18 protein-coding genes are annotated in these 13,833 nt (G+C 28.2%); 16 read left to right on the top strand and 2 right to left on the bottom strand.

Translation table 11 applies throughout. The features are described 5' to 3' along the window. Positions 1-351: 351 nt before the first annotated feature. From LXN10_RS00850 to LXN10_RS00775, 16 genes are all read left to right on the top strand, one after another. Complete coding sequence (locus LXN10_RS00850; RefSeq protein ID WP_375724075.1) at positions 352-639, top strand: hypothetical protein; 288 nt, start codon at positions 352-354, stop codon at positions 637-639. Between the two features lie 91 nt (positions 640-730). Next, a complete protein-coding gene (locus LXN10_RS00845; protein WP_375724074.1) occupies positions 731-1,318 on the top strand; it encodes a hypothetical protein in 588 nt (195 codons plus the stop codon). Positions 1,319-1,407: 89 nt separating this feature from the next. Next, positions 1,408-1,821 (top strand): gamma-glutamylcyclotransferase family protein, encoded by a 414-nt coding sequence (locus LXN10_RS00840; protein WP_375724073.1) that lies wholly within the window; start codon positions 1,408-1,410, stop codon positions 1,819-1,821. Between the two features lie 311 nt (positions 1,822-2,132). Next, on the top strand, positions 2,133-2,834 hold the full coding sequence (locus LXN10_RS00835; RefSeq protein WP_375724072.1) for a hypothetical protein: 702 nt from the start codon (positions 2,133-2,135) through the stop codon (positions 2,832-2,834). A gap of 119 nt (positions 2,835-2,953) precedes the next feature. Further along, positions 2,954-3,571: an ankyrin repeat domain-containing protein gene (locus tag LXN10_RS00830; protein ID WP_375724071.1), complete on the top strand. Its 618-nt coding sequence runs from the start codon at positions 2,954-2,956 to the stop codon at positions 3,569-3,571. An 86-nt stretch (positions 3,572-3,657) separates the two neighbouring features. Continuing rightward, complete coding sequence (locus LXN10_RS00825) at positions 3,658-4,098, top strand: pyruvate kinase (RefSeq protein ID WP_375724070.1); 441 nt, start codon at positions 3,658-3,660, stop codon at positions 4,096-4,098. A gap of 104 nt (positions 4,099-4,202) precedes the next feature. After that, positions 4,203-4,388, top strand: coding sequence for a hypothetical protein (locus tag LXN10_RS00820; RefSeq protein ID WP_375724069.1), 186 nt, complete (start codon positions 4,203-4,205; stop codon positions 4,386-4,388). Between the two features lie 33 nt (positions 4,389-4,421). After that, on the top strand, positions 4,422-5,168 hold the full coding sequence (locus LXN10_RS00815; protein WP_375724068.1) for an acyl-[acyl-carrier-protein] thioesterase: 747 nt from the start codon (positions 4,422-4,424) through the stop codon (positions 5,166-5,168). Between the two features lie 301 nt (positions 5,169-5,469). After that, positions 5,470-6,258: a substrate-binding periplasmic protein gene (locus tag LXN10_RS00810; protein ID WP_375724067.1), complete on the top strand. Its 789-nt coding sequence runs from the start codon at positions 5,470-5,472 to the stop codon at positions 6,256-6,258. A 15-nt stretch (positions 6,259-6,273) separates the two neighbouring features. Continuing rightward, positions 6,274-7,518, top strand: coding sequence for a GGDEF domain-containing protein (locus tag LXN10_RS00805; RefSeq protein ID WP_375724066.1), 1,245 nt, complete (start codon positions 6,274-6,276; stop codon positions 7,516-7,518). Between the two features lie 150 nt (positions 7,519-7,668). Next, a complete protein-coding gene (locus LXN10_RS00800) occupies positions 7,669-8,481 on the top strand; it encodes a DUF1853 family protein (protein ID WP_375724065.1) in 813 nt (270 codons plus the stop codon). Between the two features lie 127 nt (positions 8,482-8,608). Next, positions 8,609-8,956, top strand: coding sequence for a rhodanese-like domain-containing protein (locus LXN10_RS00795; RefSeq protein WP_375724064.1), 348 nt, complete (start codon positions 8,609-8,611; stop codon positions 8,954-8,956). Continuing rightward, positions 8,932-9,306 carry a hypothetical protein gene (locus LXN10_RS00790; RefSeq protein ID WP_375724063.1) on the top strand — a complete coding sequence of 125 codons (375 nt, stop codon included), beginning with the start codon at positions 8,932-8,934 and terminating at the stop codon, positions 9,304-9,306. The genes LXN10_RS00795 and LXN10_RS00790 overlap by 25 nt, the downstream gene beginning before the upstream one ends. Before the next feature lie 102 nt (positions 9,307-9,408). Continuing rightward, positions 9,409-10,209 (top strand): sulfite exporter TauE/SafE family protein, encoded by an 801-nt coding sequence (locus LXN10_RS00785; RefSeq protein WP_375724062.1) that lies wholly within the window; start codon positions 9,409-9,411, stop codon positions 10,207-10,209. Between the two features lie 191 nt (positions 10,210-10,400). After that, positions 10,401-10,964 (top strand): pseudouridine synthase, encoded by a 564-nt coding sequence (locus LXN10_RS00780; RefSeq protein WP_375724061.1) that lies wholly within the window; start codon positions 10,401-10,403, stop codon positions 10,962-10,964. 73 nt (positions 10,965-11,037) lie between these two features. Beyond that, positions 11,038-11,322, top strand: a complete 285-nt coding sequence (locus LXN10_RS00775; RefSeq protein WP_375724060.1) for a YrhK family protein — start codon at positions 11,038-11,040, stop codon at positions 11,320-11,322. A gap of 16 nt (positions 11,323-11,338) precedes the next feature. Here LXN10_RS00775 and LXN10_RS00770 read toward each other — a convergent pair whose 3' ends face one another. Beyond that, positions 11,339-12,835, bottom strand: a complete 1,497-nt coding sequence (locus LXN10_RS00770; RefSeq protein WP_375724059.1) for an ATP-binding protein — start codon at positions 12,833-12,835, stop codon at positions 11,339-11,341. Next, positions 12,836-13,657: a phosphate/phosphite/phosphonate ABC transporter substrate-binding protein gene (locus tag LXN10_RS00765; protein WP_375724058.1), complete on the bottom strand. Its 822-nt coding sequence runs from the start codon at positions 13,655-13,657 to the stop codon at positions 12,836-12,838. Positions 13,658-13,833: the final 176 nt, after the last annotated feature.

Genomic DNA, 13,833 nt, shown 5'->3' with positions numbered 1-13,833 from the left:
ATATATATAAAAATATTGCACTTTGTAATATTTATTTTATAAAATACTTAAAATTAACTATTTATATGAATATATAATAAACAAGTTGATTTAAGTAATTTATTTATATAATGTATATTCAATAAATAGTTATGTGTAAGGATAAAAATGACATTTAATGAACTATGAAATATTTTAGAGTATGAAGTTCCAAAAAAGATAGACCAACATGATGGATTAAATTTTTTCATAAAAAATAGAAACAAATTTGAAGGTTGGTTTAAAGTAGAACTCTGTGATATTTTATCAAGACATACAAATAATATTACTCCTGAAAAAGACAGGATAGATATAGTCTTTGATGATTGGGCATTGGAGTTAAAAACATCGAATACTAATTATCGTTATGAAAATGTTGAAAATAAAACTAGACCAGTTACCAAAAATATCACGAGTATCATTAAAGATATTATAGATTTGAGAAATAATAAAAATTATAAAAACAAAGCTGTAGTTTTTATCATATTCCCATTATCAAAAAGTACAAAAGATTGGGATAAGCATATTCCGAAAATAAAAAATGAATTACAAGAATTAAAAGAAAAAGAGTTTAGTTTTAAAAACGGAACAAGTGTCATGTTGTATTGTGGTTTGGTATAAAACACATAACAAAACATTGGAGAGAAATATTTGACCCTGCGGCTCAAATATTTCTCAACTCAAACGTTATACACTAAAAGGAAAAATGTAAATGAAAAAAAATATACTTTTAATATTGGCACTAATTATTTTAGGTGGTTGTGCTGCTGTAGGTGTGCCAAGTACAAGTGACCCTATTGAAAAACTTAAATGGGCAGATGAACTATATAATCGTGGAAGACCTTTTCCCGCAGAAAAATTAATAAATGAAGCTATTATAATCTGTAAAGAAAATAATAACTCTGAATGTTTGGGGAAAGCATATTTAAGTTATGGCTTTTTTTTACGTTCACCTTCAATAAAAGAAAACCAAAGTACTTATAAAGAATATGGTTTTCGCAATAAAGATATTACATTTGATAATAGACTTGTTAAATCAAAAGAGTATTTTGAAAAAGCAATTACTGAATACTTAAAAACAAAAAGATATGATTATTTAACAAATGCATATTTAAATCTTGGTTTTGCATATTATTTTTTAGGTGAACACAAATCTGAATGTGAACCTTATAGAATTAGTCTTGAATATAACCAAAAAAATATTAAAATGAATCCTAATGCAAAAATATCATTGCCAAAAGGCTTTTCAACATATAAAGAATATGTTGCAATACATCAAAAACGTGCAGGATGTTTATAAAAAAATGTATAACAAAACATAGGAGCTAATAAGTTACCTAACGGTCGCTTATTAGATCTATTCGAACGTTATACAAATAAAGGATTTAAATGGATAATTCGAACCAAAGATTAAATGATGTATTTTTTTATGGATTATATATGGATGAAGAAATACTAAAAAATAAAAATGTTGAACCTAGAAATAAAAGAGTTGCTTTTGCAAATGATTATCAACTCAGAATTGGAAATATGGCAACACTTCTGAGAAAAAAAGATTCACAAGTTTATGGATTAGTATATTCATTAACCCATGATGAAATCGATACTTTATATAAAAAATCAGGATTAACTGATTATATTTCAGAATCAATATTAGTAGAATTAGATGATGGTTCAAAAATTGCCACTTTATGTTGTATTTTATTAAATGAACCATCAAGTAACGAAAGTAATCCTGAATACTTTAAAAAATTAAAACTATGTATGGAAAGTTATAATTTGCCTGTACCAACTATGGTATAACAAATCAGCGGAGCCAATAAATTACCCTGCGGGCAATTCATCGGCTCAATTTAAAATCCGGGGACAGGATACCTATTAATCAAAATAGTTAATACAATAAAAATTTAGTACACTGTCCCCAGATTTTCGAAAGCTAAAAAAGTAACAAAGCGTGAACTTGCAAGGGAACAAGAGAGATTATTAAATAATCTAGGTGAACATTTGCCACCTTGAAAACTTTTTTGAAATTAAATACAATTTTTATATTATTTTGTAGATTGATTTAAGATTATTTTATATAAAATAGTTATCACTTAATAAAAAGGAAACTAATGAAATTCAAATTAATAATTTTAAGTTTATTTGTGATGTTCTTCTTTAATGCATGCGCACCTAAAAATATCTCACCAGCAAAATTAAAAACTATATCAAATATTGGTGTATTATCTTTACATGGAAATGAGATGGCTAGTTTAGAGCGTGGATTAACTATTTTTGGAAATGAAGATAACATTACAGATATAACTTCTTGGAAAATAGATGAGTATATTCAAAAAGAAATGACAAATATGCTTAGTTCAAAATACAAAATTACAGATGTAATATTAACTCCTTTTCAAAATAAAGAAATTGATGAAGAATATGAAAAAAGAATAGCTATTTTAAAAGATATTATTGTAAAAAATAAGTTGGATGCTTTGATTATTTTTGAAAAAGGGGCGATTATCTATGAACATCATGATGTTCATCGTGGAATTGGAGTGATTAAAGCAAAAACATTGGGTTTTGAATCTACATATATAAAACTTAATATGAATTTGATTTCATATGATATAGTTAAAGATAAAGTAGAACAGTTACATTTTAATAATATAAAATTTAAAAAAGAATCCTTAAAACTGATTGAAAATAGTTTATGGGTTGATACAACAAAACCATTGCCAATTGAGAGTATTAAAGTATTAGAACCAATTGTAAAAAAAATGTTAAGAGAGAGTTTATTAAAAGAATTTAAAGAAATAGGATATTTATAGGATTATAAGACTAATTAAAAAACCGCCCGTGAATTTTTTATTAGTTTTATTTGAAACACTGTTTGTTTCAAATTATGCTAGATATTAAACTTACAGAGCAATATATCTTAGGAGAAAAAATGATATTGAAAATAAAAGTAATACAAATATTATTACCGTTATTGGTAATCTTATTCAGCGGTTGTGTTGGTCAAATGGACATTGCTAAAGTTTTAAATGATCCACAAGCAGATGTTAATGCACGTAACAGTTTTGGTAACACTGTCTTGATGTATGCAATGGAATCAGCAGATATAAATATAATTAGACAATTGATTGAAAGAGGTGCTGATATTAATGCAAAAAATAATTTAGGAGAAACTGCCTTAATGGGATCGGCAGTTAGAGGCAATTATGAAATCACTAAGCTTTTACTTGACAATGGGGCTAAAGTGGATGTAGAAATTTATAAATGGAGAACGACAGCCTTTATGATAGCTGTTTTTCATAATCATTTCGATATAGCAAAACTGCTTCTTGAACATGGATCCGATATTAACCATCAATCCAAAAATGGTTTAACGGAACTTATGTACTCATCAAAAGAGAATAAAGTAGAATCAGCAAAATTCCTTATAAAGGAAGGTGCTCGCCTTGATATTAAGAATGATATGGGTAAAACTGCATTGTCTATAGCTGAAGAAGAAGGCAACGAGAAAATTATTCAACTTTTGAAGAGTATAGGGGCAAAGTTATAATGATATAAATTCCGGAGACAGAATATTTATTTAAAATAATTAGGTACACTGTCTTTATAATTAATATAATAAAAAAGGAGTTTAGAATGGAATTTACGTACTGGCATATGCAGATTCATCCAGATGACAAATCTTTTGCAGAAGAACATGTATATTCAATTTTAGAACATAAGAGGATTATAGGTTTAGGTAATTGGGATGCTGGTGAAAATACAATTGACAAATTTCGTTATGAAATGAGTGTTAACGATATAGTTGCAATTAAAAATGGTGAAAAATTAATTGCTTTAGTACAGATTATTGGTGGCTTTTATGAGGTTAAGGATGATTGTACAGATATTAGTTGGATTGAGAATAGACGACCAATAAGGGTTTTGGATTGGGAATTAGATGAAAAAAAATTACCACAACCTCAAGGTACACTTAATAAATGTGTGAATGATGTTGAAACTACAAGAATAATAAAAAAATGGCATTCTCGTGTGATTGATTCCTTTAATAAACGAAAAATAGATATTTTAGTTTAATTAGTTGAAAATTCTGGGGACAGGATATACTGTCACCAGATTTTAAAAATAAGTAAATTTTATTGTTATATCATTTTTTATGTCTAAAATATAGGAGATTAAAAATGGCAAGAATAAGAAGAATAGTAGATACTATATACACAATCCAAACTGCATGGATTAGAAATAATAGCTTCTGTCTTGTGACAAATCATATGCATTTAATCGTTATACCAAAAAATGTAGAATCATTATCTAAAGCAATTGAAAATTCCGAGGAATTTACCTTTACCCTTGACAATACTTATTAAATTGCATATATTCTATTTACTAAAGGAGTTTTTTTGGAAAACTATTTTGAAAAAGAGTTTGAATTGAGATTTTTTGAGATGAATAGATTAGGGGAAGCTTCTCCTATTGCTATATTGACTTTGCTTCAAGAAACTGCTGCTGAGCATTGTCATTATGCTGGGCATAATCTTTTATCTTTGATGTCAGAAAATCTTGGATGGGTATTGCTATCTGGTATGATGCAAATGCAACGCTATCCTTTATATAAAGAAAAAATAATTATTAGAACTTGGATATCAAAATATCAGACTATTAGAGGATTAAGAGAAAATATCATTTATGATGAAAACTATAATATTATAGGAAGAGCTAGAGGTTTATGGCTTTTTTATGATATAAAAAAAAGAAGACCTACACGAATACATCCAGACTTTTTAAAAAGATGGTCATCAGACAAATCAGTATCTCTTGAACACGATATAAGTAATAAAATTGAAGCTCTTGATTCTTTTGAATATAGAAAAGAGTTTAAAGTTAATATGTATGATACTGATACTAACAAACATGTTAATAATCTTAGATATCTACAATGGCTAATAGAATCAATACCTAATGAGATACTAAATAACTATTATTTGTACTTTATAGATGGGCGTTTTATATCAGAGGCTCAATATGGTGATGTGCTTTTATCTTCAACAAAAAAGGATAGTTCTGAAAACTCTTTTGTACATACTATTCAAATTAAAAGCACAAATAAAGTTTGTGCCACGGGTAAAACTATCTGGAAAAAAATTTGAAAATTCCTGGGACACAATACTTATTTAATCCTATCTATTCTCTTTTCCCAAACCCAAAATACTATACCTAATCCTATATAATAAATAATGCATACTCGTTTAACCTTACAGATAAATGAACACATGCAGAGATATGATATCCACTATGTCGACTAGTTTTTCAAGAATGATATTTTTTCAAAATTACTTTAAGCTTAAAGCACAGATAAAAGAAATAAAAGACATAATAGTAAATGTTAAAAAGATGGAATATAATTTAAAATTGAAGAGTAACTCAAATAATTTACGAAGGTTAGAATAGATGAACGGTTTTAAAAAATCAGCAGGTATAGTATTATTTAGCTTGAGCATACTTTTCCCCCTACATTTGTTTTCAGATACGCTAAAAATAGCTACAGATGAATGGTGCCCTTACGATTGTTTAGCAGGTCGAAATGATGGGAAAGTTGGCTATGTAGGTGATCTATTAGTTGAAGCCATGAAAGCTAGAGGTCATAAAGTTGAGTTTGTAGAAGTTAGTTATACCCGTGGTTTAGAATTGGTTCGAGAAGGAAAATTAGATGGTACTATGGCTTGCTTTAGAGAAGAAGCACCTGATTTTATTTTTCCAGATTTTCCACTTGGAAAAAGCAACAGCACCTTTTTTACCCTTAAAGACTCTTCTTGGAAGTATACAGGAACCCAGTCACTTAAACAAGCTAAGATGATCGGTGTGATTGATGGTTATGACTATGTTGATCCAACTGTGATGGAGTATCTTAATACAAAACCAAATAATGTTTTAGCAATGAAGGGTGAAAAGCCATTGGAAAGATTGTTGGAGATGTTACTTAGTGGCAGGATAACTACTATTATTGAAGACAAAAGTGTTTTGGAATATAAAATCACTCAAATGGGTAAATCAGATTTAGTAAAAGTCTCTGGAGTAACGGACTCAGTGATTGATGTTTTTGCTAGTTTTTCACCAAAAAAAAAGAACTCAAAAGAGTATGCTAAAATTCTCTCAGAAGAAACTATAAAAATGCGAAAAGATGGACGCCTACAGGTTCTTTTGGAAAAATATGGAATTAAAGACTGGCAATCTAAGTAAAAGGTTTATTAGTTAATGATCATCTCTCCATTCAAACGCTTTCGTCAAAGCATTGCTTTACACCTATTAACTACGATTTTCAGCGTTTATTTTTTAGTTGCAGTGGTGGTAACAGTTGTTCAACTTTATAAAGAGTATGAAGATACTAAAGCTAAATTTTATAAGGAGATTCAAACCTTACCAGCTACTTTTAATAGGGGTATTGTGAACTCAGTTTGGACTTACAATAAAGAGTTATTACACTCTATTTTACTAGGTATGCACAATTTACCAATTGTAGTGGGGATTAAAGTTGAATCGATTGATCATAAAATGGATTTACAAATTGGAGCAGTGCTCAACGAAAAAAATGAGATAACTTATTATGATTCTTCTGGAAAAGTAACGGTGCAAAAAGAGTTTGGTTTGGGTACTGATACATTATTTAAGTATGAATTTCCTATGGATTATACGGGAGCAGCTTTTGATCATAAAGTACCTTTAGGCCAAGTTACATTATACTCCAATAATCAACTAGTATTTGATCGGGTTAAATATGGTTTTATTCTTATTTTAATTAATTCCATCATCAAAACAATTGCACTTTGGTTTATTATCTATTATTTCATAAAAAAATATCTAGGACAACCTTTGGAGGAGTTTACGACTAAAATACGCAAGCAAGATGTGCAGTCTCCTCAAGCTATTGATTTAAACATTCACTGGACAGATACAAATGAACTGTTAATATTGAAAGATAGTTATAACCAGATGATTAAGCGTTTAAATAAACACAAGCTCCTTAGTATTACAGATAAGCTCACAGGACTTTTCAACAGACTAAAACTTGATGAAGCACTAAATGATGAATTTAACCGTACTAATCGCTACAATAGAAGTTTCGGTATCATTATTATAGATATTGATTATTTCAAAAGAGTAAATGATACCTACGGTCATCAAGTTGGTGATCAAACACTTATTCAATTTGCCAAAATACTTAAAGATAATATACGCAAAATTGATATTTTAGGGCGCTGGGGTGGTGAAGAGTTTATGATAATATGTTCAGAAACTGATTTTGAGGGCACTACCAAACTAGCTCAATCACTTCGTGAAATAATTAGCAAATATGATTTTCCAACCATTGGGAATCTTAGTGCAAGCTTTGGAGTATCTATTTATGATGGTGATGAAAATATAGATAAAGTTATTGCGCGTGCTGATAATGCTTTATATAAAGCAAAAGCAAACGGTAGAAACAGAGTTGAAGGTAAGTAATAGTTAAAAAATATGGGTCAGATGATAATATAATAACTCTGTGTAGATAAATGTGTTAAATAGCTAAGGTAACTATTATCACCCGATTCTTAGTTTTATGTAATAAAAAAGTCAAGAAGAGAATTTATACTATTTTTAGTATCATATTAAATGAATAATTTAAAAACCCAATTTTTAGGCTTTATAAACACACCTTTTTTATTCAAAGAACTCTATGGTCTAAGTCAAATAGAACTAAATATAAATGAAATAAAAGAGTTTGATTTTACGCAGTTAAATATCACTGAAAAACTTCCTTTAGGCAAAAGAATAGAGCGTTTTTTTGAATTTTATATAAATCAATCGGCAAATTATGATTTGATAAAATCTAATATCCAAATCATCCATGATAAAGAAACTCTTGGAGAATTAGATTTTCTAATCTATGATAAAAAAAATCAAAAATATTTTCACATAGAGCATATTTATAAATATTATTTGTATGATATTTCTTTTAAAAATGAGATTGATAGGTTTATTGGTCCAAATAGAGATGATTCTTTTGCAAAGATAATAAAAAAGCTAAAAAACAAACAACTTCCTTTATTATATAAAAATGAAACACAAAAGTATTTAGATGGAATAGATATAAATAATATTGAACAAAAGGTTTGTTTCAAAGGAAATATTTATGTTCCTCTAAACTTACTAGGTAAAAAAATACCTATTGTAAATAACTCTTGCATAAAAGGTTTTTATATAAGCTATAAAGAGTTTGTAAATCAAAAACATTTTAGTGAGTTTGAATATTTTTTACCTTCAAGAGATGATTGGGTTAGTGATTGTAACTCAAATCAAAGGTGGAAAACCTTTGATGAAGTGATAGATGAGATTGAATTATTATTAAGTTATAAAAAATCTTCTCTTGTTTGGTTAAAAGATAGAAAAAATAAAACTCAAAGTTTTTTTGTTACTTGGTGGTAGTTAACTAAATCTGAGGATGTGATATTCAATTTAATTCTAACATTTACAATAAATGAGTTTGTATTCATTTTTTTAAAGGTTGTAAGTGATATTTCATTAGAATATGAAATATATTTAAAGGATAATTTTGAACGAAAATATAATTTATGCATTTATTGCATTAGCAGTTTTTATGGCATATAAAAAGTATACTCAATATCAGGTATTAAAGCTTGTTCCCTCTTTGCTTTCTCAAGGTGGTCAAATTGTTGATGTAAGAACTTTAGATGAATTTGGCTTGTCTCACAAGGATGGAAGTATCAATATCCCATTAGATTCACTTAAAAATAGAATGAAAGAGTTAGATAATACTAAGCCTATAATTCTTTGTTGTGCCAGTGGAAGTAGAAGTGCACTAGCAAAGCGTACTTTATTAGCAAATGGATTTGAAAATGTTCACAATGCAGGGAAATGGAACTCTCTTTTAAAGTTTTAATAATGAAAATATCTTACCATCGTCGGCGTAAAATAAAAACTAGAAGAATAGCACTGCGAGATTTGATTTTACGAGGTATTGAAGAGCCAAAGGATTTAGCAAAAGAGTTGAATGTCACAGTTCCTACTATAAAAAGAGATTTAGAAGCACTTAAAACTATGAGTGAAGAAGACTTTACTTTTGAGACTAGACAAACCTCCCAAGAGATAATTGATAAAAAAGATACCATATTAAAAATGCTAGATAATGAAGAGTATTATAATGAAAATGGCGATATAAATATATCAAAAATCACAACAGAATTAAATACTTCGAGGGCAACAGTTATGTCTGTTTTAAATGGTGAGTAAAGATAAAACTCCAATTAAAGAATTTCGACAGAAAGTATAGTTTTTCTAGTACATCTATTTGTATATATATTATAAAATTTTGATAAAAAGTAAGGGAAAAATGTGAGTGGAATATTTTTAGTTGATTATATTGCCTTAGGATTATTAGTCGGATTTTTGGCTGGATTATTAGGTGTTGGTGGTGGAGGTATTATGGTTCCTATTTTTACTATTTTGTTCGCTATGCAAGGGTTTGAACATGAAAAAATCATGCATTTGGCATTGGGAACCTCAATGGCAACGATTATTTTTACTTCATTTTCAAGTATGCGTGCTCATTATAAAAAAGATAATATCGAAATATCTATGGCTCTTAAAATAGCTGGAGGAGTTTTGATAGGAACATTTAGCGCAACTTTTTTAGCCTCTTATCTTGCAGGTGTTTATTTGGCACTGTTTTTTGGAGTATTTATGAGTTATGTCGCTTTTAAGATGTTTAGTAAACCCTCTTATGAAGCCAATACAAATCCACATGGAAAAGTGGGCAATATATTTACTGGAACTTTAATTGGAGCGATTTCAGCATTAGTTTCAATTGGAGGAGGGTCATTAACTGTTCCTTATTTGGTACATCAAAACTTTGATATGAAGCGGGCTATTGGTACTTCAGCAGCAGTTGGGTTTCCTATTGCAATATCTGGTACTATCGGTTATGCTATTAACGGTTTTGGGAATAGCGATTTGCAAAATTATATCATTGGTTATATCTATATTCCAGCTGTAATAATAGTGGCAATTAGTAGCATTTTTACTGTTCCTTTAGGTGTAAAATATGCATCAATACTTCCTACACAGAAACTTAAAAAAGTTTTTGGAGTATTGGCAGTAATTTTGAGTATTAAGATGATATTATCTGTCATATAAAAGATATAATGCATTAAAATTATAATAAATAAGTAAAGAAGAGCTTCATGGATATAATTTTATTTTTCTATCATTGCTAATTTAATGGCTATAATATCAACAAATATTTAAAAATAGAGAATCTCACAATTAAAGTTTATTGACAACAATCTTAATTTAGGGTTTATCAAAACACCCAAAGGATGTACCTGATGAATATAGAGGTGAATGATTCTAAGATATTATTAGCACTTAATAAGCCCAAGGGCTATTTGGTTACTCGAACTGATGACCTTGGGAGAAAGACAGTTTATGACTTATTACCCAAGTGGGCTTTTCATGACGGCTGGATGCCAATAGGGCGACTTGATTTAGAATCTAAAGGGCTTTTGTTATTTACAACTGATGGCAAGATTGGTGATGCTTTAACCAAACCTGGCAATTGTATTAAGATATATGAAGTTTGGGTCAGGGGGTATGTTACTGATGAGCATATTCTTCAAGCTAGTAGGGGAGTGGAAAGTATTCATGGTCTATTAAAGGCAAAAGTTCTAAAAGTAGGTATTGGTGGGGCTAAAACAAAACTCTTAGTGGAACTTCAAGAAGGAAAAAATCGGCATATTCGTAGGCTTTTTGGAGCACTAAAAGATCCGAAATTTGGAACGCCATTGAAAGTCTTAACCTTGAACCGAATCAGTATAGGAAGTTTTAAAATTGATATGGAAATTGGTAAGTGGCGTTATCTTTCTTTGGAAGAAGAGAAAACATTAGTTTAAATTTTTCTCTTATCTCTTTATTAGAGTTTTTTCATATAATGTATATTATGTAGGTATTAATTGAAGGAACTTTATGATTTTTTATGAAAAAAATAATGAATTAGATTTAGATATAGGAAGTCGTCATATTGAACTTCAGCGTCGTTATGAGGCAATAGGAGCAATAAATGACTTATTTATTGCCATTTGGTTTTTAGTTGGAAGTTGTTTCTTTTTATATGACTCACTTATGTATAGTGGTACTTGGTTGTTTATAGTAGGTAGTGCACAGTTTTTGATAAAACCTTTGATCAAACTAGCTAGTTTGATTCATGTATCACGAATATATAAAGAAGAACAAAAGATTTATAAAAGTTAAATCGTGATACTAAAAATTATATTGGTAAAATTATAAAGAATTTTGCACCTGAATAAGTTTTATTATTGAACTCTATATTTTGATTTTTTATAAGTATTTCACCTGAAAAATGTTCATGAATAATTTTTGTACTCATATATAACCCAATTCCAGTACCTTGACTTTTATATTTTGTAGTAAAGTATGGGTCAAATATTTTATCAATGATATCTTCCCTAACGCCACCTGCATTATCTTGTATTGTAATAGTTATCTTACTATCTTCTTTAAAAAATTCTATTTCAATTACTTTTTCTTTTATATCATTTTCATTTAATATATCTTTTGCATTATTAAGAATATTTATAAAAACTTGAGTTAACTCATTTATTACACCATTTACGAATAATTCATCTTCACAGGGTACAATATTTAGTGTAATAAAATGGTTTTTTAAAGAAGCAGATACTATATCAATAGCTTTATTTAAAGAAGTTTCAATATTAAAATACTCGTTTTTATCATTATTGTCTCTTATATAATCTCTAAAATCATCAATTGTACTACTTAAATAATTTGCATATTTCATTACACTATCTGCTGTCGTTTCTATTTCATTCTCTTCTAAAAGTTCTAACTCTTTTCTTAGTTTTAAGCTACTCATTTGAATAGTAATAGCACTTAAAGGTTGTCTCCATTGGTGGGCAATATTATTTAGCATCTCACCAATGATTGCCATTCTTGATTGATGTTTAAGAAGAATATCTTGCTCATGATTTTTTTCTACTTGAGATTTTAAATTTTGGAATAATTTTTTTTCTTTTTTATTTAAATATTTTAAATCAATTATATTTTTTTCAATATTTTTTGCCATAAGATTAAAAGATTCTTGTAGTTCAAGTGTCTCTTTACTATCGCCTAAATTTATCCTTTGTGAATAATCTCCATGGGCAATTGCATTTGCACTATGAGTTAATTTAACTAGATTTTTTGTAATCCATTTACTTATTGCTATAAGTAAAATTGCTGATAATATTAACTCCATTAATGCAATAATAATACTACGAGTAATCATCTCTTTTTTTGCTTGAAGATAAAATTTTGTAGAAAGACCTAAATAGACTTTTCCTAATGATTCAGAGAATAATGTTATAGGGATATTTGTATCAAATCTTGCATCTTCTAATGATTTTTTATTAAAAGGATCCAATTCTTTTTTGGGTAAGTTTGAACAATCATTCCACCCAACACTAGAAATACAGTTATTTTGATTATCTACAACTACTAAATAATCTATAGTTGGAATCTTATTAGTTTCATTTAAAATTGCATTAATTGTTGCATAATCCATTTGAACAATAGGTGCTACTAATGCACTTTTTAGTAATATTTTTTGCTCACTTAATCTTATATTTGTTTGAGTGGACAAATTTGTTTCTAATTGATTTACATTTTTTATTACCATTAATGTAAGCATTAGACTCTCAATTAGTAAACTTGCAATTACCCATTTCCAAGCTAAAGATACTTTCATCTATTTGTATAACCTTTCCATAGTTTTATCCACTATTGAACCAAGGTTATCTAAATCATTTGATTGTATTTTCTTAAATCCCTCAAGTTTTGTAATTTCTAAATGTCTTTTACCTTCAGGAGATTTTGAAAAAGCATCTAATGCTGTTTCCCACTCTTTTAAAGTAATACCATCTGCACTTTTTGCTAGATATATTCTACTTGGCTTTGGTTTACTTTGATATATTACATGTACTAAATCTTTAGTTTTTTTTGTCATAAGTTTTATATAATTTGGTAAAGATAAAATTATCATGTCTGCATTATTATTAAGAAGTATAGATATTGAACTATCCGTTGCACTTGTATATGTATAGTTAATTTTATCCCCATCTACAAAACCTTTTTTATCTAACCACTCTTGTGCATCTAATGTTGGAAAAGAAACAGGGTCTAATCCAATAACATGAAGTGGCAGATTTTTACTTTCTAAAATATTTTCATTTGTAGCTAAAAGAATAGTTGATAGACCTTTAGTATAAGTCATTATAGGTGTATATCCACCTAATCTTTGGGCAAGAACTGCTAGATTTGGTGAAGTCAAAATCAAATCATAATAAGTTCCCTTATCTGAGCGCTTAGTAAATTCACTAAAATTTTTTGCAGTTAAAATCTGAACAGGTCTTTTAAAATAATTTTGAAGAAAAAGTCTTAAATCTTGGTGGGATTGTAAAATTACTCTAGTTGATGAGTGTGGAGCAATGCCTATTTTGATTGAATTCTCTTTGGCATAACAAAAAGTTGATATAACAAAAATTGATAGAAAAAGTATTATTAGTTTCATATTATTTTCACCTATAAAAATATAATTTAATTATAACAAATAATATTAATATTATTTATTAAGTGCTTTTTTATATTTTTTCACAAGATTTAAAACTGTTCTTTAATGCATAAAATTTATAAAAGTTAAAAGAGATAAAGCTATAATTCGCGAATAAATACCACTTTGTTTTTAAA

Source organism: Arcobacter iocasae (assembly GCF_042214795.1).
Classification (GTDB): Bacteria; Campylobacterota; Campylobacteria; order Campylobacterales; family Arcobacteraceae; genus Arcobacter; species Arcobacter iocasae.
The sequence above is the reverse complement of the archived record's forward strand: the minus strand, read 5'-3'. Positions and strand labels throughout refer to the sequence as shown.